The organism is Tenuifilum sp. 4138str (genome assembly GCF_041102575.1).
GTDB lineage: Bacteria > Bacteroidota > Bacteroidia > Bacteroidales > Tenuifilaceae > Tenuifilum > Tenuifilum osseticum.
Genome location: NZ_JBGCUE010000007.1, coordinates 52880 through 74725, shown reverse-complemented (window position 1 = coordinate 74725; position 21846 = coordinate 52880). Strand labels below are relative to the sequence as shown.

The window sequence follows — 21846 nt, the reverse complement described above, 5'->3', positions numbered from 1 at the left end:
TTAGTAAAGCAGTCCCATGACAGTAAAGAACAACATACTAATTCGGATTGCAGGAATTTACATCCTACTGCTACTAGTGGGTATAGGTATCGTTTTCAAAATTGTTTTCATACAGGTAGTTGATGGGCACGAACTCAGGGAGAAAGCAAAAAAGATAACCTACCGCGATATACTTGTTGAGGCCAACAGAGGCGATATCCTTGCTGCCGATGGCAGAGTATTGGCCACATCGGTACCATACTTCGACCTCCGCATGGATTTGCTGGCAGCCGGCCTAACCGACTCGGTGTTCAAAGCTAATATCGACTCACTGGCAATATGCCTATCGCAATTCTTTGGCGACCGGTCGTGGTACTCGTACCGCTCTGAGCTTACCAATGCCCGCAAGTATGCTAAGAATCGCCGCTACTACCCCATAGCACCTCGTAAGGTAAATTACCTTGAGCTACAGGAAATATCGAAATTCCCGTTGCTGCGCTTGGGGGAGAACAAGGGTGGGTTCATTGCCGAACAGGTAAACAAGCGAATGCTTCCGCACAACTCCATGGCAGCCCGCACCCTTGGTATAGTAAACCTCAATGGAGGGGTTGTTGGGATTGAAAAAGCGCTTGACCCAGTGCTAAGAGGCAGAAATGGATTGCGTGTTCATGCCCGGATACCCGGCAATACATGGGTTGAGGTAAATAGCATGAACAAGGTTGAACCCGAAGACGGCGTTGATATTCTTACCACCCTTGATGTGCAGCTACAGGATGTGGCTGAGGCGGCATTGCGCAAACACCTTGAAGGGCATGGCGCAGGTCATGGTTGCGCCATAGTGATGGAGGTGGCCACCGGCGATATTAAAGCCATTGCTAACCTCCGGCGCAATGAGGATGGAACCTACGAGGAGGTTTACAACTACGCCGTGGGCGAAAGCACTGAGCCCGGATCAACTATCAAAACTGCCACCCTAATTGCCCTGCTCGAGGAGGGCGATATTAACCTCAACGATACGGTAAATACCGGCAAGGGAAAACTACAGCTATACGACCATGTGATTTCCGACTCAAAGGAGGACGGTCATGGGAAGATTACCGTTAAGGAGGTTTTTGAGGTTTCGTCGAATGTGGGTGTAATAAAGCTGGTTCAAAAGGTGTTCAAGGGCAAGGAGAAAGATTTTGTAAAAAAGCTCTATGAGCTAAAGCTGAACGAGCCAACGGGTATTATCATACCGGGCGAGATAAAGCCCCAAATCCGGTTCCCGGGCGATAAGGGTTGGTCTGGCCTATCGATGCCCATGATGAGCATCGGGTATGAGATTCGTCTTACCCCCCTGCAAATCCTTACCTTCTACAACGCCATTGCCAATAATGGCCGCATGGTTAAACCCCGGCTGGTAAAAGCATACCTAAAGCACGGACAGGTGGTTGAGAGTTTTCCGCCACAGGTAATCCAATCGTCCATTTGCTCGCGTTCCACCCTTAAAAAGGTACATGAGGTGCTGGAGGGAGTTGTTGAAAGTGGTACAGCAATCAACCTTAAAAATCCAAGGTACAAAATAGCAGGTAAAACGGGTACTGCCCAAATAGCCAAGGGACGTAAGGGTTACAAATCGGGAGGGCGAGTTAGCTACCAGGCCTCGTTTGTAGGCTACTTCCCAGCCGAAGACCCAAAATACTCATGTATTGTTGTTGTGAACTCTCCTTCAAATAGCGTTTACTATGGTAATGTGGTGGCTGGACCCATTTTCAAGGAGATTTCCGATAAGGTCTTTGCTACTAGTCCTGAGTGGTTTAGCGATATTAAGGGCGATAAACTAAAGGATTTACCACAAGCCAAAACTGGGCAATTGTCAAAGCTTGAGTATGTAATGGATGAGCTCGACATACCCTTTGATGGCAATGGGAAAAGGACCGATTGGGTAACCGTTCAGCGCGATAGCACTAAAATAGTTACAAATCCAATTCGTTTAGCAAAAAGCAAAGTACCAAATGTGGTTGGAATGGGATTACGCGATGCCATTTACCAGCTGGAAAGCTTAGGGTTAAGGGTTGTGGCCAAGGGACGAGGCACCGTGCGCTCACAGTCGGCAAACCCCGGCGAACCTGTTATTAAAGGTTCAACAGTTTACTTAGAAATGAGTAGAGGAGAAAGTTAACATGGCAAAACTTCAAAACATAATACCCGTAAAGCTGATTACCAAAACGGTTGGTAATATCAATGTTGATATTGATGAGCTAACATTCGATTCCCGCAAGGTTAAGGGTGGTTGCTGTTTCTTTGCCATACGTGGTACCCAAAGCGATGGCCATAGCTACATTCCACAGGCCATAGCATCGGGAGCAACGGCTATTGTTTGTGAGGAACTACCTGCCGAATGTCCTGCAAATGTTACATTCATCCAGGTTGAAAACTCATCGTTAGCCTTGGGTTACATGGCATCGGCCTTTTATGGAAACCCATCGCAAAAGTTAAAGCTGGTTGGTATAACGGGTACCAACGGTAAAACCACCACTGTTACCCTACTCTACCGCCTTGCCAGGCGTATGGGGCATAAGGCTGGCTTACTATCAACAGTGGTAAACTATGTTGATAACGTAGAAGTTCCATCGACCCATACTACCCCCGACCCGATACAGCTTAACGCTCTGCTAAGGCAGATGGTTGATATAGGATGCGAGTACTGTTTCATGGAGGTTAGTTCCCACTCGGTGGTTCAGAACCGTATAGCTGGATTGACATTTGCCGGTGGCATTTTCAGCAATATAACCCACGACCACCTCGACTACCACAAAACCTTTGCAGAGTACCTTAAGGCCAAGAAACGCTTCTTTGACGAGTTGCCCTCCGATGCCTTTGCCCTAACCAATACCGATGATAGGAATGGTATGGTAATGGTACAAAACACCAAGGCAAAGGTTTATACCTACTCGCTACGCTCCATGGCCGATTTCCGCTGCAAGGTTATTGAAAGCCATTTTGATGGGATGATGCTTAACATGGACGGGGTTGAGGTTTGGACAAGGCTATTGGGTCGGTTTAACGCATACAACCTGTTAGCAATTTACGCAACCCTGATGCTTTTGGGTTTTGATAAAAACGATATCCTTACCGGCATAAGCGATGTAACTCCGGTTTCGGGGAGATTTGAGTATGTTCGCTCCTCGCACGGCGTAACTGCTGTTGTTGACTATGCCCATACACCCGATGCGCTGGAGAATGTGATTAAAACCATAAACGAGATTAAAACCGAGAACCAACGCCTGATTACAGTGGTGGGTGCGGGTGGTAATCGCGACAAAACCAAGCGCCCCGTTATGGCCAAGGTGGCCACGGAGCTAAGCGATATTGTAATCCTCACCTCCGATAATCCCCGGTTCGAGGAACCCGAAGAAATCATCAACGATATGAGAGTAGGCGTTGATGCCTCGCAGGCAAAAAAGGTGATAACCATTGTGGATAGGCGTGAAGCCATAAGAACAGCCTGTATGCTTGCCCTTAAAGGCGATATCATCCTGGTTGCAGGTAAGGGTCATGAAAACTACCAGGAAATCAAGGGTGTAAAACATCACTTTGACGATAAAGAAGTGCTAACCGAAATTTTTAAATCGTTGCAGGTATGATATACTATCTGGCTCAATACATAAGCAAATTCTGGGATTTCCCCGGTTCAGGGTTATTCCGGTACATCTCGTTCCGGTCCGCAATGGCATTCATTGTATCGATGGCCTTTGCCTTGCTAATTGGTAAGCGCATTATCCGATACCTGCAGCGTAAGCAAATTGGTGAGGAAATCCGAAACCTTGGCCTTGAGGGCCAAATGCAGAAAAAGGGTACCCCAACCATGGGAGGTATCATTATCCTTCTTTCAATGCTTTTGCCGGTACTGCTTTTTGCCGATATCCTGAACATCTACATCATTGTAATGCTGGTTACAACCGTATGGTTGGGAGCAGTGGGCTTTGCCGACGACTACATCAAGGTTTTTCTGAAAAACAAGGAGGGCCTTTCGGGTCGTACCAAAATCATCGGACAGGTATCGCTTGGGTTATTTGTTGGCTTGGTGATGTGGCTTAGCCCCGAAATTGTGGTTAGGGAAAAAGTTGAAAGGGTTAAAAAAGATGTTCAGATTGAAACTGTGGTAACAACGGAGTATAACGACAATCAACCCGTAACCGTTTCAAAGGCTAAAAAGACAACGCAAACCACCATCCCCTTTGTAAAAAACAACGAGTTTGACTACAACCTACTCAACCCGTTTAAAGGCGAAGGTTACGAGTATGTAACCTGGATTATCTTTATTCTGGTTGTAATTCTTATAATCACAGCCGTATCAAACGGTGCAAACCTAACCGATGGACTTGACGGATTGGCAACCGGGGTTTCGGCGGTAATCACCACCACGCTGGGCGTGTTCGCTTACCTATCGGGTAACGTGATTTATGCCGAATACCTGAACATCATGTACATTCCCCATTCGGGCGAACTGGTTGTGTTTATGAGCGCATTCATTGGCGCGCTGGTGGGATTCCTTTGGTACAACAGCTACCCTGCACAGGTATTCATGGGCGACACCGGTAGCCTTACCATTGGCGGTATTATTGCCGTTTTTGCCATACTTATCCGTAAGGAACTGCTCATACCAATCCTTTGCGGGATATTCCTGGTGGAAAACCTCTCAGTGGTTATACAGGTTAGCTACTTTAAGTACACCAAACGCAAGTATGGTGAGGGTCGAAGGATATTCCTTATGTCGCCCCTGCATCATCACTACCAGAAAAAAGGCTACCCTGAACCCAAAATTGTAACCCGGTTCTGGATTGTAGCCATTCTACTTGCAGTTATTACAGTTGTTACATTGAAAATCCGCTAAAAAAGAACAATATGAAGCGAATAGTTGTACTCGGAGGAGGAGAAAGCGGTGCAGGAGCCGCAGTGTTAGCCCAGAAAAAGGGATTCGACGTGTTCCTGTCGGATATGTCGGAAATAAAGCCCTGCTACAAGGAGTGGCTTAACAAGTACGATATCCGCTTCGAGGAGGGTAAGCATACCGAGGAACTAATCCTCAATGCCGACGAAGTGATTAAAAGCCCGGGGATTCCTGACAAAGCCCCAATGGTTGTTAAAATCAGGGAAAAGGGCATCCCCATAATTTCCGAAATTGAGTTTGCTGGCCGATACACCAACGCCTACACCGTTTGTATTACTGGTAGCAACGGCAAAACCACTACCACCTCGCTTATTTACCACATGATGCAGAAAGCTGGTCTAAACGTTGGGCTGGCTGGTAATATTGGCAATAGTTTTGCTTACCAGGTTGCCGAATGCAGCTACGACTACTACGTTATTGAGCTAAGCAGCTTTCAGCTCGATGGAATCTATAGCTTTAAACCCGATATTGCCATACTGCTTAACATCACCCCCGACCACCTGGACAGGTATGACTACAAGATGCAGAACTATGTGGAATCAAAGTTCAGGATTACCCGAAACCTCTCGGAAGACGACTGCTTCATTTTCTGCTCCGACGATGCAGTAACCGTGGAGCAACTCAAAAAGATTGTACTACGCGCCCAGCAATTGCCCTTCTCACAGAAAACAAAGGAGAACCAAACCGCATGGCTCGAAAACCTCGATATGTTCATAAATTACGATAACAGCGATTTCAGCATGTCAATAAACGACCTCTCCCTGAAAGGGAAGCATAACATTTACAACTCCATGGCTGCCGGTATTGCTGGTCATGTGCTAAATATCCGTAAGGAGGTTATTCGTGAATCGCTTTCCGATTTTCAGGGAGTAGAGCATAGGTTGGAATATGTACTAACTGTGCGAGGTGTTAAGTACATTAACGACTCAAAGGCTACCAATGTGAACTCCGCATGGTATGCTCTGGAGAGCATGACAACCCCCGTGGTTTGGATTGCAGGCGGTACCGATAAAGGGAACGATTACTCCGAGCTTATGGATTTAGTTAAGCAGAAGGTGAAAGCCTTAATCTGCCTGGGAGTGGATAACTCAAAGCTTCACGCAGCATTCGATGGCATTGTTCCCGTAATTGTTGATGCCAAATCGGCCGAGGAGGCTGTGCAGCACGCCTACAAAATATCGGTTCCGGGCGACACGGTACTGCTTTCCCCGGCCTGTGCAAGCTTTGACCTGTTTGAGAACTATGAGGATCGTGGACGCAAATTCAAAGCGGCTGTTCGCGCGCTTTAATATAACCCAGTGAGCTATGGGAGCACTGTTCGAAAAATACTTAAAGGGCGATAGGGTGATTTGGATGATTGTTATCTTCCTTTACCTTTCATCGCTCCTGCTCATCTACAGCTCATCGAGCTCACTAGCTTTCCGCTATCATGGCGGAAATACAACCTATTTCCTGATTAAACAGCTTGTTTTCCTGCTGGTTGCATTCATAGTAATGTGGACAGCGCATCTCATAAAGTACAGCGTTTGGTATAGGCTTGCCAATATACTTCTGGCATTGTCAGTTCCCTTACTCGGTATTACACTTCTTTTTGGACGTAACCTCAATGCTGCATCGCGTTGGCTGGAGATACCCGGATTGGGCATTTCGTTTCAGTCATCGGACCTGGCAAAGGTGATTTTAATAATGTATGTGGCCAAGTATCTCTCGCAAATGCAGGAAAGCACTGATGATTTTAAACAATTCTTAATCCAGCTAATTGCACCCGTAGCATTTGTGTGCGCTCTAATTTTACCGGCAAACTTCTCAACCGCAGCTTTGCTTGGCTTAACCTGTTGGTTAATGATGTTTGTAGGGCGAGTTAACCTAAAATACCTTTTCGGAATTACTGGGATAGGCATTGTACTGGTGGGAGCCTTTATTGCCATATCGCTTCAGTTTAAAACCCTGAGCAGAGCCCAAACCTGGGTAAACCGCATTGAGAATTTTATTAGCGACGACAAAACAGAGGGGAACTATCAGCTGGAGCAATCGAAAATAGCCATTGCAACCGGGGGTATTATTGGTAAAGGGCCTGGACGCTCAACCCAGCGTAACTTTTTGCCACACCCCTATTCCGACTTTATTTACGCAATAATTATTGAGGAGTATGGTGTGGTAGGCGGAGTATTTACCCTAATACTCTACCTTATGCTACTTTACCGGGCGGCACTGCTGGTTAAAAAATCGAACCGGCTATTTCCAGCATTCCTTGCCTTTGGATTGGCCTTAATGCTAACGCTGCAAGCGTTAATTAATATGGCCGTTGCGGTTGGAGCCATTCCCGTTACGGGTCAGCCATTACCACTTGTAAGTTTGGGAGGTTCATCGCTGATAGTTAGCAGTGGTGCACTGGGTATTATTCTGGGTATTAGTCGAAGTCAAGATAAAAAAGAACTATTCGATGGAGAAGAACCGGTTAAGGATAATAATTAGCGGTGGTGGTACTGGCGGGCATATATTCCCTGCCATTTCCATAGCCAATGCCATTCGGGAGCAAAACCCCGATGCTGAGATTCTGTTTGTTGGAGCCGAGGGCCGAATGGAAATGGATAAGGTGCCACAAGCCGGATACAACATCGTAGGCTTGCCTGTTGCCGGCTTCTCTCGAAGCCTTACCCCAAAAAATCTCATTGTGATTATTAAGCTGATTAAGAGCTTATTAAAAGCAAACCGCATAGTTAAGCATTTTAAACCTCACGTTGTGGTTGGTGTAGGAGGATATGCCAGCGGACCTATTGTAAAGGCAGCACAGCGTAAAGGTATCCCTACGCTACTACAGGAACAGAACTCTTATGCCGGGGTTACCAATAAGCTTTTAGCCAAAAAGGCTAAAACTATCTGTGTAGCCTACGAAGGCATGGAAAAATACTTCCCTGCACAAAAAATAATATTAACCGGCAATCCTGTTCGGCAGGATATTGAAAACCTTTCCGTTACACGCAATCAGGGACTTGAACATTTTGGCATTGGAGCCGACAAAAAGGTTTTACTCGTTTTAGGCGGAAGCCTTGGAGCCCGAACAATTAACCAGAGCCTCATGGCTTCGCTCCACTTCATCAAAACCCGACCCGATATTGTGGTGATATGGCAAACCGGGAAACTTTACTACCAAACAGTAAAAGAGGCACTTGACAGCAATCCGGTTGAAAATATCAGGCTGTACGATTTCATTGCCCGCATGGACTTGGCCTATGTTTCAGCTAACACCATTATTTCTCGAGCAGGTGCTGGAACAATTTCCGAACTCTGCCTGGTTGCAAAACCTTGCATACTTGTACCATCGCCAAATGTTGCTGAAGACCACCAAACCCGTAACGCCCAGGCACTGGTTTCACGCAATGCAGCCATTATGATACCCGATAGTCAGGCAAAAGAGCAACTGGTTAAAGCAGCCTTTGAACTGCTTGATAACCCTGCGGAACAGAAAAAATTATCGGAAAACATTGCCCGTTTGGCACTAAGAAACTCGGCTAAAACTATAGCCCTTGAAGCTTTAAAACTGGCAGGTATTGAAAAAAATAAAAATTGAACCGATGGAGCTGAATGCAGTAAAAAGGGTTTACCTACTTGGGATTGGAGGGATTGGAATGAGTGCCATTGCCCGTTACTACTTGCACTACGGTGTTCCTGTTGCAGGGTACGACAGGGTTTCGTCCGATATTACCCAAACCCTTGAAGCTGCAGGGGCAAATATCCATTACACCGATAGCGTAGGGGCTATTCCAACCGCATTCCTGAACAGGGAAGAAACACTTGTTATCTATACACCAGCTATTCCTGCAAACCACAGCGAGCTTGAATATTTCCGCAGCAATGGGTTTGTACTGATGAAACGCGCACAGGTTCTTGGATTACTAAGTTCAAACTATAAAACCCTTGCCGTTGCGGGCACTCACGGAAAAACTACTACATCAACCCTGTTGGCCCACCTTTTGGCTACATCAATGGGCTGCGATGCCTTTTTGGGAGGCATATCGCGCAACTACTCCAGCAACCTAATACTTGCCGACCAAGGCAAGCAGCTACTTGTGGTAGAGGCTGATGAGTACGACCGTAGCTTCCTTACACTTCACCCATATCTTGCAATTGTTACCTCGGTTGATGCTGACCACCTTGACATTTACGGCACTTACGATGCAGTACTTAATGCTTTTCAGGAATTTGTGTCGCAAATAAAACCCGGCGGGTATTTGGTTGTAAAGCAAAATATTGCATTCAAACCTACAGTGGGCAAGGGAGTTGGAGTAATCACTTACGGATTTACGCCCGACTGCCATTACTACCCAACAAACATTAGCATCCACGATGGGCTTTACAGGTTTACCCTTGTAACTCCCCAGGGTTCAATAAACAATCTTACGCTAGGAGTACCAGGCCATTACAACCTGGAGAACGCGATTGCCGCATCGGCAGCAGCGTTAACCCTTGGCGTTCCGACTGAAAAGTTAGCTCACGGCTTAGAGTCGTTTAGGGGTGTTCAGCGCCGCTTTGATGTAAGGTATAGGGGAACAAAAATCATCTACATTGATGATTATGCACACCATCCCAGCGAAATTGAAGCGTTGGTAAGATCGGTTCGTGAGGTTTTCCCTAACCGAAAAATAACCGGGATATTTCAACCTCACCTCTACAGCCGCACCCGCGACTTTGCAGGGGAGTTTGCTGCGGCACTCGACAAGCTTGACAAACCAATTATCACCGAAATATATCCGGCAAGGGAACTTCCAATTGAAGGGGTTACATCGGAAACCATAGTGAAGCTGATGAGTAACAGTAATGCACAAGTTGTTCCAAAGGCCGAATTAATTAACTGGTTAAAATGCAATAATGTGGATATTCTCCTCACCATTGGTGCAGGCGATATCGACAGAATGATAAGCGAGATAGTTAATACACTTGAAGCAAAGGAGAATAAAGCAATAAATGAATAGGAAGTTGCGCATAGGGCTTAAAGTTTTGGCTTGGCTTTTTGTTCTGGCCTGGTTTATTTATGGGCTTTCCTATGCCAGTAAAGTGTATAAAGGGAAACGCTGCACAAAACTTGAGGTAAGAGTTCTCGATAGCGCAAAGCTCAACTTTGTGAGGGCTAAGGATGTATACAGAACCATTGTAAAATCAAAATACTCACCTATAGGGCAGAGCCTTAACAGCATAAATACTAATAGAATTGAGCGGGAAGTTTACCAAATGGCTGCTGTACGCGATGTTCAGGCATTTAAAACCGCTAAAGGCGAAGTAATAGTTGAAATTACTCAACGCCAACCCGTTTTAAGAGTTTTCAATGCAAAAGGGCAAACCTACTATATCGACGATTCTGGTAAAATACTACCCTACTCATCGGGGTTTGCTGCTAACACGCTGGTGGCAAACGGTAATATCGTGGAGCCCTTTAAGGTTGTGCCCAACCTTGATGTTACAGCATTTACCGATAGCACAAAGGAAGGCCCAAAAAACTTTATACACAAGCTTTACGAGTTTGCAATGTATGTAAACAACGACAGGTTCTGGAATGCCCAAATAGAACAGGTTTACGTCAGGAACCGGAATAATATTGAGCTTATTCCCTTGGTTGGGCCCCATATCATTGTACTGGGTAATTTGGATAACTACGAGGTTAAGCTCAAGAAACTTAAACTCTTTTACGAGAAAGCGTTACCAGCCGAAGGCTGGAACAAATACACCGTAATTAACCTAAAATTTAAAAATCAAATAGTTTGCACAAAATACTAACAACTATGGCACAGGACAACAACACTTACGTAGCTGCAATTGACCTTGGTACAACCAAGGTAGTTACCTTAATAGGGAAACGCACCACAAACGGACGCTTGCAGATTGTGGGCTTTAGCTCTACCGATTCCACCGGTATAAAAAAGGGAATGATTCAAAACATTGAGGAAACAGTAAAGGCCGTTGAAAAAACCGTTCGCGAGGCCGAATCGCAGGCTGGCGTTAAAATCAAATCGGCCTTTGTTGGAATAGCAGGGCAACACATCTACAGCATTAAAAACTATGGCTACATCACGCTGGGTTCCGAAGAAACTGAGATCAAAAAGAGCCACATCAAGCGTCTTATTGAGGATATGTATAATATCCCTGTTGATACAGGCGATAGCATTCTTCATGTACTGCCGCTGGATTTCTCAATCGATAATGTAAAGATAGAGGATGATAAACCCATAGGCATGCTAGGCCGAAGGCTTGGCGCCAACTTCCACATAGTAATTGGGAAAACCTCATCGGCAAAGCACATTGAAAAGTGTGTGGATCGTGCAGGGGTAAAGGTATCGGAACTTATACTTGAGCCCTTAGCCTCATCCAAGGCTGTGCTCACCGACGAGGAGCGCGAAGCAGGCGTAGCCCTAATCGACATAGGAGGTGGCACCACCGATTTGGCCGTTTACTACAACGGCATTGTACGCCACACGGCAGTTATACCCATTGGCGGCTCAATCATTACGCAGGATATTAAGGAGGGTTGTCAGATTCTTCAAAAGCACGCCGAGATGCTAAAACTCCATCACGGATATGCACTGATGAGCATGGCCCCCGATAACAAAATTATCACCGTTCCGGGAATAGGCGGAAGGGAACCCAAGGAAATATCGATGCGAAGCCTTGCAGGAATTATTCAGGCTCGCATGGAGGAGATACTTGAATATGCCATGTACGAAATACAGATGTCGGGCTTTGCCAATAAGCTTACAGCCGGTGTAGTAATAACCGGTGGAGGCGCGCTGCTAAAGCATATTGTTTCGCTTATAAAATTCAAGTGGGGTTACGATGTTCGTATTGGTTACCCCTCTGAGATGTTATGCTCCGAATCGCTTGAAAATTACAACTACCCACAATACTCAACCGTTATTGGCCTGGGTTTAATGGGGCTGGAGTATATCGATGCAGGCGAAGCCTCACCATGTACAACCACGGAAATCAAAATCGAAGAAAATAAAACTGAAGAATTTGTTGAGTTTCAGGCAAAGGAGTCAAAGCAAACCAGTAAACGTACTCTGGGAATGAAAATAACCGATGTGCTCTCCAAGCTCTTTGCCGAGGATGATATAAACTAACCCGTTATTGTCTTGTGCCTTCTATTAAAACTGGTGTTTGTGTAAAACTTAAAAACGAATGTTATGGGTGACGATATAATAAATTTTGACCTGCCAATTATAAACCAATCAATTATAAAGGTAATTGGAGTTGGTGGAGGCGGAGGTAATGCCGTAAACTACATGCATAGAATGGGGATAAAGGACGTTGACTTTGTCCTTTGTAACACCGATGCCCAGGCATTAGTCAATAGCCCGGTAGAGTTTAAGGTTCAGCTTGGCGCTACCCTTACCGAGGGCCGTGGAGCCGGTAATAAACCGGAGATTGGGCGTCAGGCTGCCATTGAGAGCTTGCAGCAAATTGTAAGCCTGCTGCAGAAAAATACCAAGATGGTTTTTATTACAGCAGGGATGGGCGGTGGTACCGGAACAGGTGCTGCACCAATTATTGCAAAGGCGGCAAAGGAGCTTGGCATACTAACCGTAGCCATTGTTACCATTCCTTTCCGTACGGAAGGGCGCAAAAGGATGATGCAAGCCATTGAGGGTATTAGGAATATTAGCCAGCATGTGGACTCGCTGCTGGTTATAAACAACGAGAAATTGCTTGAGGTGTACGGCAACCTGAAACTAACCGAGGCATTTGCCAAAGCCGACGATGTTCTGGCAACCGCCGCCAAGGGTATTGCCGAAATTATTACCGTTCACGGTTATATCAATGTTGATTTTGCCGATGTTGAAACCGTGATGTATAATAGTGGCGTTGCCCTCATGGGTTCAGGCAGGGCTAATGGCGAAAACCGCGCACTCGAAGCGGTTAAACAAGCCCTTGAATCACCCCTGCTCAACAACAACGACATATCGGGAGCACGCAACATACTGCTAAACATCACCTATGGGCAGGATGAGATTACCATGGAAGAGGTTGGAGTAATCATTGATTACGTTCAGCACGCCGCAGGCGACGATGCCGATCTAATCTGGGGTAATGGCTGCGACCCATCGCTTGGCGAGGATCTAAAGGTTACGGTGATTGCCACAGGCTTTGGTACCAACAGCATACCGGAACTCTATGTAAAAGAGCGCAATATTGAGGTAATTTCGCTCGACTCCGAACAGCATGCCACTAAGGTTGAGCTGGTTAACGACGCCCCTGAAATTGACCCTATCCCTGCCAGGCAGACTAGCAAGCCCAAAAAACAACCTGTAATAGATCCTGCCCAAAGGGTAATTGAATTCGATGTTAATTCAGATGTTTTTGAGGTAAAAACTGTGCAGGCCGTAAAAGCTAACGAAAATGAGATAGACATTCAACCATCCTCGCCTAAACCTGCTACTCCGCAGGCAGCACCATTTGCCGGAACTAGCAATAATAAGTGGGCCAACCTCGATGAAATTGAGAACGTTCCAGCATACAAACGCCGCAACATGAATATTGAGCCAAACGAACCTCCAAAAACAACAACCATTTCCAGGGTTACCCTTGACGACGACGACATCATAATTAACCCTGAAAACCCCTACCTGTACGACAACGTGGATTGATTGTAATTTAGCAAATATGGAATTGATTGCTTTGCGTAGCCTAAGGGCTGCGCTTTTTTTTTAATATTGCTTGATCCAAAAATTTTGTGGAATGCGAAAGTTAATAGTTACAATGCCCTTTTAAAGGCTCCTCCTCACCACCTCCTCAAACTCCGAGAGTATCATGGCGGTGGCACCCCAAACCATCTCATTCTGGAAACTATAATAGGGTGCGGTTATTGGACGACCATGGGAGGTTATCACCTTTACTGATTTTTTTGAGTCATCCAGCAAATGGGCTATATCAACCTCAACTATATACTCAACCTCCTGCAGGTTGGGGGAAAATTGTGGTTTCTGAGCAACTATGCCTACAAATGGTTGAACCAGAAGATTACTGACAGGAATAAATAGTTCCGTTAACTGACCAAGAATGGCAATTTGATTGGGTTCAACTCCAACCTCTTCATAGGTTTCCCTCAGTGCGGTTCCCTCAATGCTGGCATCGCTCTCGTCGACCTTACCACCGGGGAGGCTAACCTGTCCGCTATGGGGACCATCGTAGGTTTGGCGCTTAATCAGAACAAAACTCAACCCTTTGCCGGAGGGGTAAAGCAGTATCATTACAGCACTTTTCCCTGTTGCCATGTTGGGAGTAGTATTCCCAAGCAAATCGGCACGAACCGATGGCTCCATTCGCTTCTGCGCCTCATATCCGGGCAAAGGTTTTCCCAGGTTTATTTCTATTCCTTTAACAATTCTTGCCGCTGAACTGCTCATATCAGTTGGTATTGTTTTTCAAAATTAGCTTTTTGGCTTACTTTTTGAATGCTTTCATCACAAAAAATGATATTAAAGCAAGACCAGAAAAAAGGTTTGCCAAATTTTTCTATATTTAAGGGTTGAAAGAAAGTGTTTAAATTAACTTTATTTGATTTTAATTTTATCTCATTGATAACGTGTTTCCTAAAGAATATTAATTAAAAGCAATATTAGCCTATGAAACGACTTTTACTCCTACTTCTAGCAGCAACAGTTCTGGTTGGTGGCGGATGTGCCTCAAAAAAGTATGCCAAAAAGGGAATGAAGTTTGAGCAAGCCGGTTTGTGGGAGCAAGCCGCCGATGCTTACATCCGTTCGCTTACCGCCAAGCGCGACAATATCGATGCTATTGTTGGCCTTAAACGTGCAGGCCAACGCGTGCTGGATGAGCGTTCGCTCAAGGTTATTAAAGCATATGAGAACGACGACCTTAAACAAGCTGTTTACACATACCTCGATGCTGAAAGCTTTAAAAACCAAGCCGCATCGCTTGGTGTTGAGCTTTCCATATCGAATATGGCAACCGATTACTTTAACGATGCAAAGCCCAAATACGTTGAAAAGATATACTCCGAAGCTCAAACCCTATTGGATGCAGAAAAGTTCAAGGATGCCGAGTTGCTGCTTACGGAGGTTAAACGCCTTCAGCCCGATTATGGTAATACGCAGGATATGCTAAAGGTTTCCAAATGCGAACCACTATACAGGCAAGCCAAGCAGTTCATGGATGCCGCCCAGTACCGTAAGGCCTATGCCAATTTAGATAAAATAGTAAAAGAATTCACCAACTATAAGGATTCACGCGATTTACGCGATGAAGCACTGCAAAAGGCAACCATTACCATAAGGGTTACCGACTTTAAATCAACAACCTACAATACTGAAAGTATTGCCAAATCGGTTCAGGCCGAAGTTGTAAGCAAGTTAAACGCTCTAAATAACCCATTCGTTAAGGTTATTGATGTTCAGAGTACCGATAAAATAATTGAGGAACAGCAACGAAGTGTAACTACAGGTTCCGACCTTGAGATAGGTAAATTACTTGCTGCAAAAGCCCTGCTAAGCGGCGAAGTTTCGGTTATTGAAGTGACACAAGGCAAGCTAAATAAAACCGAAAAACGGGGATATATCCGCGAGGAAACTAAAACCAAGGATCCTAAAACCGGCGAGGAAAAGGTTAATGTCACCTACCGCAAGGTTCTTTACTGGGTTTACAACCAAAAGAATAGCGTATCGGTTGCCCTAAAGTTCCAGCTTACCTCAACCGAAACGGGAGCAGTAATGGTATCGGATTTCATCAGGAGCAACCAAGCCGATGAGGTTAACTATGCCACATTCGATGGCCCATCATCCAAGCTGGTTCTCGGCTACTGGGAAAAAATTAATGTCGACTCGCCCAAGGATGTAATTAACGACAACCAGCTCGATGTGCGAAATCTACAGGAGTTACTAAAAGCTAAACGCGATATTGCCAGCATGAACACACTCATGTCAAACGCCATTGAGGATATAGCAAAACGAACAGCACAAAAAATCAATCAGTACAACCCCGAAGAGTAAAAACGATGAAACGGATACTGGTATTACCGCTAGTAACAGCAATAATGCTGGGATGCGGAGGGAGTAAAAAAGTTGCACAAGCACCTATCACCCCATCGTGGGTTCAGGGACGTCCCACTCAGGCTGGCTACTACATTGGAATAGGCTCTGCCCGAAAAACAACCCCCGACTACCAGCAGGCTGCCAAGCAGAGCGCTCTTGCCGACCTGGCTAGCGATATTTCGGTTTCCATTTCGTCACAATCGGTGCTAAATGCCTTTGAAAGCCAAAACTACTTTTCCGAAGATTTCCGGTCATCAATTAGGGCTGAAGCCCAAAAGGAACTTGAAGGTTACGAGGTGGTTGATAGCTGGGAAGACCAAAACACCTACTGGATTTACTATCGCCTATCAAAGGATACCTACAGGCGAATGGTTGAGGAGAAAAAGGCAGCTGCAGCGGCCAAATCGCTCGACTTCTACGATAAGGCCATTACAGCCATTGATGGTAACGATTCCCGAACTGCACTGCTAATGCTAGTTAAGGCATTGGAACCCATTAAGCCATTTTTTGCCGAAACCATTACAACAACATATCGCGATAAGCAAATCTTTCTTGGTAACGAGATTATTTCTACCCTAACAAGTACATTAAATTCGCTAACACTAAATGGACCTAAAGCCGTAAACGTTAAGCTAGGCTTTGGTATTGAAAGCAACCAGCTCACGTACCTTGTTACCAGTAGTAACGGCATGCCACAAAAATCAATTCCGCTAAAAATCAGCTACACTGAACGTCCACTTACCAACAACAGGATTATCACCAATAATCAGGGTGAAGCATCGATTAGCATTGATGCTGTTCGCTCCCGCAAGCTAAACGAAACCATTTCGGTAGAAGTTGATTTTGAATCGATTGTAAAGGAAGCCACTCGCGATTTTGCCATAGGCAAAATTCTTGCCCGGTTTAAAACACCATCGGCCGAAACGCAGGTCAACGTAATCAGGCCAAAATTTCTTGTGTCGTCAACCGAAACCAACCTAGGTGTGGCTATAGAACGTAAGCCACTTGCCGAATCCCTTAAACGGAAAATCCTTGAAGCAGGCTTCCCGATCACCGAAAACCCAACCGAAGCCGATTACAGGATCAACATAAACTCATCAACCCGGCAAACTGGCCAAAGCGGTCAGTATATCCAGGTTTCCCTGAACCTACAAGTTACTGTAACCAATGCAAGCGGCAATACCGTTTACTCCCATAGTACCGACCGTATAAATGCCTCGCATTTTGAGGCACAAACGGCAGGCGTAAATGCTTATACCAATGCAGCAAAGCGCATTGAAAGCAACATAGTTGAGGAACTTATTGAGAGAATAATCAAAGGCGATAGAGCTTATTAGTGTTTAGTTTATAGTGTACAGTGTTCAGAAGTGTTTGGTTTTTTGTGCTTAGTTTGCTTTAAACCGCTATTAGTCAATTGAAACACAAAAAACATCGTAACAAATTGTTTCTACTGACAAATTTCCTGTAAAATATTTCAGGATACGAATTTCGGTTTAACGCACTCTAATCTCCCATTCTACCATTCCGAATCATTCCGGTTCATTCCGGTTCATTCCAACCCATTTCCCTCACCATCAACTAACAACAATCAACCATCAACTAAACTTGTCATCCTGAGCGCAGCGAAGGATCTCTAATAGAACTCAATGGGATTTTTTGCTAGCGCTAAACATGACAAAGTACTTAAAACAGCTGTCAACCAAAAACTATCAACTATCAACTATCAACTATCAACTTCAACTCCTGCCATTGCTGCCACTTTCAACTCTCCTCTGACATAATTCTGTCAGTTTCTTCATGCAAAAAAGTCAGTTTTAAGGTTTGGCACACGATGTGTAAATAACCTTAACGTGAAATTTTGGAAAACTAGTTGTAAACCTAAAAAACATAAGAAGCTATGTCGAACGTAAAGGTAAAACCTCTAGCCGATAGAGTGCTAGTAGAGCCCATGGAGGCCGAAGAAAAGACCTCGAGCGGAATCTACATTCCCGACACCGCAAAGGAAAAACCACAAAAAGGAACCATCATTGCAGTTGGTCCCGGCACCAAGGATGTTAACATGGAGGTAAAGGTTGGCGATGTTGTACTCTATGGCAAGTATGCAGGTACAGAAATCACCATCGATGGTAAGGATTACCTCATCATGAAACAATCCGACATTTTGGCTGTTATCTAAATCATTAATTGTAAACAATTAAAAACGATAGACTATGTCATCAAAAGTATTAACCTTCGACATCGAAGCACGCGACAGGCTTAAAAAGGGTGTTGACCAGCTGGCAAATGCCGTAAAGGTTACCCTTGGCCCCAAAGGTCGCAACGTGGTTATTGAGAAGAAGTTTGGTTCGCAGCAGGTAACCAAGGACGGTGTAACCGTTGCCAAGGAAATTGAGCTCCCCGATCCTCTTGAAAACGTTGGGGCACAAATGGTTAAGGAGGTTGCCTCCAAAACCGCCGACAATGCTGGTGATGGTACTACCACTGCTACCGTTCTGGCACAAGCCATTGTTAACGTTGGTTTGAAAAACGTTACCGCTGGTGCTAACCCTATGGACCTAAAGCGTGGTATCGATAAGGCTGTAGCCAAAGTAGTTGAACACCTCAAAAAGCAATCGGTATCGGTTGGCGACGACTACCTGAAGATTGAGCAGGTTGCTACCATATCGGCTAACAACGATAACGAGATAGGTAAACTCATTGCCGAGGCAATGAAGAAGGTGAAGAAGGAAGGTGTCATCACCGTTGAGGAGGCTAAAGGTATTGAAACAACCGTTGAGGTTGTTGAGGGTATGCAGTTCGACCGCGGTTACATCTCGCCATACTTCATCACCGACCCTGAAAAGATGGAAGCCGTTCTGGAAAATCCCCTCATACTGATTACTGACCGCAAGGTTTCGACTATGAAGGATTTGCTTCCTATTCTGGAACCAGTTGCTCAGAACGGTCGTTCGTTGCTCATCATTGCCGAGGATGTTGAAGGCGAAGCCCTTGCTACCCTTGTTGTTAACAAACTACGTGGCTCGCTAAAGATTGCCGCCGTTAAGGCCCCTGGCTTTGGCGATCGTCGCAAGGAAATGCTTGAGGATATTGCCATCCTCACCGGTGGTGTGGTAATTAGCGAGGAAAAAGGCTTACGCCTCGATAGCGCTAAGATGGATATGCTTGGCCGTGCCGAAAAGGTTACCATTGACAAGGAGAACACCACCATTGTTAACGGTGGCGGAAAGAAAGAAGCCATCGATAAGCGCGTGGCTCAAATCCGCACCCAGATTGAAAACACTACCTCCGATTACGATCGCGAAAAGCTACAGGAGCGCTTGGCTAAGCTAGCTGGTGGTGTTGCTGTACTCTATGTTGGTGCTGCCACCGAGACCGAAATGAAGGAAAAGAAAGACCGCGTTGACGATGCCCTTAGCGCTACCCGTGCCGCTGTTGAAGAGGGTATTGTACCCGGTGGCGGAGTTGCCTACATCCGTGCCATTGAAGCTCTTGAGAACCTCAAGGGTAACAATGAGGATGAAACTACTGGCATCCAGATTGTGAAGAGGGCTATTGAAGAACCTCTCCGTCAGATTGTGGCTAACGCCGGTCTCGAAGGTTCAGTGATTGTTCAGAAGGTTAAGGAGGGCAAAGCCGACTTTGGTTACAATGCTCAAACCAACAGCTTTGAGAACCTGTTCCAGAGCGGTGTTATTGACCCAACCAAGGTTACCCGTGTAGCCCTTGAGAACGCCGCTTCAATTGCCGGTTTAATCCTTACCACTGAATGCGTAATTACCGAGAAGAAGGAAGATAAACCTGCCCCAATGGGCAACCCTGGAATGGGCGGTATGGACATGATGTAAAATTCATGGCAAAATAGTGGAAACGGAGGGGTAATTCCCTCCGTTTTTTTTATATTTGGTTATAACTAATATTCCCCTGCCATGACCAGAAAGAAAAAGAATTCTGCTTTTGTAAACCAAATTTTTGAAGAAACCCGAAAAAATATTTCTGACAGGCTTAATTTAATTGCCATGCTTGTTGCCATTCCTGCATGCACATTGTCAGGTATTCGTCTTTTTACCATTGGATTTAAACCACTTTTTCTTATCGATTTAGTCTTTGCTGTAATTGTTACCCTTACATATATTTTTAAGGCGCGCTTTCACTACCAATTGCGTATAACGTTCCTATTGGCTTACTTTTTCTTAATAGGAGTCCTATCGCTTCACACCTTCGGGTTGATGGGGTTTGGCGTGTTAATACTTTTTATTGTATCGGTAATACTTACTGCGCTTTTTGGGCTCAGGTACGGAATGGTTGCCATTGCAATATCATTGATTACTGTTAGCTTTTCACTTTATGCATTTTACAAGCAATGGATCACCTTCGATTTAAACTTTAATTCTCTTGCCTACGACGGATACCACCTATTCACTAGAGGTATTTTCTTTTTTTCATATTTAGTTGTAACCGTTGTTATAGTTGGCTACATAAACCGAAGCTTTGCTCAGGCTTATAGCAAACTTGAATTAAGCGAGTCGAGGCTAAACCTTGCCATATCGAGTGTAGATGAGGTGGTTTGGGATTTCAACCTAATTAATCGTAGCTTTTTTGTAAGCGATAAGTTTGACGACGTAGTAAAAATTAGTTCAAAAGACAACATTAAAACCCTAAAGGATTGGCTATTACGCATACATCCCGACGATAGAAAACCTTTGCTCGAAAGAATACGTACCCATATTTTAGGTGAAACCCCAGTGATTTGGGCAGAATATAGATTTAAAGACGACTATGGACAATGGCAATGGTTGCAAACCCGTGCTAGAATTATTGAACGAAAAGCCAATGGTTTCCCTGAAAGAGTTATTGGTACACACTCCAATATTACCATCTACAAAAAGTTACACGAAGAGTTGCTGGAGGTTGAAAACCGTTACCGAACTCTATTTTTAATGGCCAACGACCCAATACTTATAGTTGCGAAAAATGGTTTAATTGTTGATGCAAACCTAAAAGCATCAAAAATTTTTGGATACACATCCGATTCAATTACAGGTCAAAACATTGCTGACTTATGTTCGAAAAGCGATAGTAACTCACTGAACTTTATCAATCTCTTTGCAGATAATAAAATTATCCCTACTAATAGGTTTGAATTAATAATGCTTCGGAATCAATCTGAACCATTTCCGGTTGAGGCAAGCATTGCTTCAATTACCGATTTTGGGGAAAGTTTACATCAAGTTGTAATACACGATTTAACCCTGCTGCAAAGGTTTGAGCGTGAAAAAATAAATGCGGTTGCTGAAATGGAAGAACGTGAAAGGCAGCGGCTTGCCAGTAATTTGCACGATGATGTGGGCCCCCTACTTTCAAGTCTTAACATGTACCTTTCGCTTTTGGCTAACCATAAAGGCAATCAGGATGAGCTGGTTGCCAGTATGCAAGACATACTCCGCGACACCATTGCCAGCGTTAGGGAGATTTCACACAATTTAAGCCCACAAAACCTACTAACTGACGGTCTGGTGATTGCCCTTACTCGTCATTTTGAACGGTATAACAGTATTATCAATATCCATTTTGATCATAATCTTGAAAATCAACGTTTAAGCAGGATAATTGAAATTACCTGCTACAGGATTTTAAAAGAGTTTCTGAATAACACCATTAAGTATGCGAATGCAAGTAATGTATACGTTAAACTTTTCCTTGAGAACTCAAAATTAACACTCACTTACCACCATGATGGTGAGGGTTTCGATTTTAAGAAAGAAATGCAGAAATCAAAAGGTATTGGTTTGATAAACATAGTAGAAAGGCTTAACTCCATTAAGGCAAAATACAGGGTTAATAGCGAACCTTTCAAGAAAGGCTTCAGCTTTGAGCTAACCATGAATGTTTAAAACA

General features: G+C 44.7%; 16 protein-coding genes. 15 read left to right on the top strand and 1 reads right to left on the bottom strand.

Going from position 1 to position 21846, the window contains the following annotated elements; translation table 11 throughout:
• Window positions 1–16 precede the first annotated feature (16 nt).
• From AB6811_RS08165 to ftsZ, 10 genes are all read left to right on the top strand, one after another.
• Window positions 17–2140 (top strand): PASTA domain-containing penicillin-binding protein, encoded by a 2124-nt coding sequence (locus AB6811_RS08165; RefSeq protein WP_369489963.1) that lies wholly within the window; start codon window positions 17–19, stop codon window positions 2138–2140.
• Window position 2141: 1 nt separating this feature from the next.
• Window positions 2142–3605 (top strand): UDP-N-acetylmuramoyl-L-alanyl-D-glutamate--2,6-diaminopimelate ligase, encoded by a 1464-nt coding sequence (locus AB6811_RS08160; protein WP_369489962.1) that lies wholly within the window; start codon window positions 2142–2144, stop codon window positions 3603–3605.
• Window positions 3602–4855, top strand: coding sequence for a phospho-N-acetylmuramoyl-pentapeptide-transferase (gene mraY, locus AB6811_RS08155; RefSeq protein WP_369489961.1), 1254 nt, complete (start codon window positions 3602–3604; stop codon window positions 4853–4855). Before AB6811_RS08160 ends, mraY begins: the two co-directional genes overlap by 4 nt.
• Window positions 4856–4866: 11 nt before the next feature.
• On the top strand, window positions 4867–6201 hold the full coding sequence (murD, locus tag AB6811_RS08150; protein WP_369489960.1) for a UDP-N-acetylmuramoyl-L-alanine--D-glutamate ligase: 1335 nt from the start codon (window positions 4867–4869) through the stop codon (window positions 6199–6201).
• A 16-nt stretch (window positions 6202–6217) separates the two neighbouring features.
• Window positions 6218–7387, top strand: coding sequence for an FtsW/RodA/SpoVE family cell cycle protein (locus tag AB6811_RS08145; RefSeq protein ID WP_369489959.1), 1170 nt, complete (start codon window positions 6218–6220; stop codon window positions 7385–7387).
• A complete protein-coding gene (gene murG, locus AB6811_RS08140) occupies window positions 7356–8483 on the top strand; it encodes an undecaprenyldiphospho-muramoylpentapeptide beta-N-acetylglucosaminyltransferase (RefSeq protein WP_369489958.1) in 1128 nt (375 codons plus the stop codon). The genes AB6811_RS08145 and murG overlap by 32 nt, the downstream gene beginning before the upstream one ends.
• Window positions 8464–9885, top strand: coding sequence for a UDP-N-acetylmuramate--L-alanine ligase (gene murC / locus AB6811_RS08135; RefSeq protein ID WP_369489957.1), 1422 nt, complete (start codon window positions 8464–8466; stop codon window positions 9883–9885). Before murG ends, murC begins: the two co-directional genes overlap by 20 nt.
• Window positions 9878–10684 carry a cell division protein FtsQ/DivIB gene (locus AB6811_RS08130; protein ID WP_369489956.1) on the top strand — a complete coding sequence of 269 codons (807 nt, stop codon included), beginning with the start codon at window positions 9878–9880 and terminating at the stop codon, window positions 10682–10684. Before murC ends, AB6811_RS08130 begins: the two co-directional genes overlap by 8 nt.
• A gap of 5 nt (window positions 10685–10689) precedes the next feature.
• Window positions 10690–12024 (top strand): cell division protein FtsA, encoded by a 1335-nt coding sequence (gene ftsA / locus AB6811_RS08125; protein ID WP_369489955.1) that lies wholly within the window; start codon window positions 10690–10692, stop codon window positions 12022–12024.
• Window positions 12025–12087: 63 nt separating this feature from the next.
• A complete protein-coding gene (gene ftsZ, locus AB6811_RS08120) occupies window positions 12088–13548 on the top strand; it encodes a cell division protein FtsZ (protein WP_369489954.1) in 1461 nt (486 codons plus the stop codon).
• 120 nt (window positions 13549–13668) lie between these two features.
• Here the strand turns inward: ftsZ and AB6811_RS08115 are convergent, their stop codons facing one another.
• Complete coding sequence (locus tag AB6811_RS08115; protein ID WP_369489953.1) at window positions 13669–14307, bottom strand: NUDIX hydrolase; 639 nt, start codon at window positions 14305–14307, stop codon at window positions 13669–13671.
• A 219-nt stretch (window positions 14308–14526) separates the two neighbouring features.
• On the opposite strand from AB6811_RS08115, the gene AB6811_RS08110 reads away from it, so the two are divergent.
• The 5 genes from AB6811_RS08110 to AB6811_RS08090 all read left to right on the top strand — a co-directional run bounded on the left by AB6811_RS08110 (window position 14527) and on the right by AB6811_RS08090 (window position 21842).
• Entirely contained in the window at window positions 14527–15909 is a 1383-nt protein-coding gene (locus AB6811_RS08110) for a tetratricopeptide repeat protein (protein ID WP_369489952.1), read from the top strand.
• A gap of 5 nt (window positions 15910–15914) precedes the next feature.
• Entirely contained in the window at window positions 15915–17288 is a 1374-nt protein-coding gene (locus AB6811_RS08105) for an LPP20 family lipoprotein (protein ID WP_369489951.1), read from the top strand.
• Window positions 17289–17848: 560 nt separating this feature from the next.
• Window positions 17849–18127, top strand: coding sequence for a co-chaperone GroES (locus AB6811_RS08100; protein WP_369489950.1), 279 nt, complete (start codon window positions 17849–17851; stop codon window positions 18125–18127).
• Window positions 18128–18161: 34 nt separating this feature from the next.
• On the top strand, window positions 18162–19796 hold the full coding sequence (gene groL, locus AB6811_RS08095) for a chaperonin GroEL (RefSeq protein ID WP_369489949.1): 1635 nt from the start codon (window positions 18162–18164) through the stop codon (window positions 19794–19796).
• Between the two features lie 81 nt (window positions 19797–19877).
• The gene (locus tag AB6811_RS08090) at window positions 19878–21842 is read left to right on the top strand and encodes a PAS domain S-box protein (RefSeq protein WP_369489948.1); all 1965 of its coding nucleotides are present in this window, start codon (window positions 19878–19880) and stop codon (window positions 21840–21842) included.
• Window positions 21843–21846: the final 4 nt, after the last annotated feature.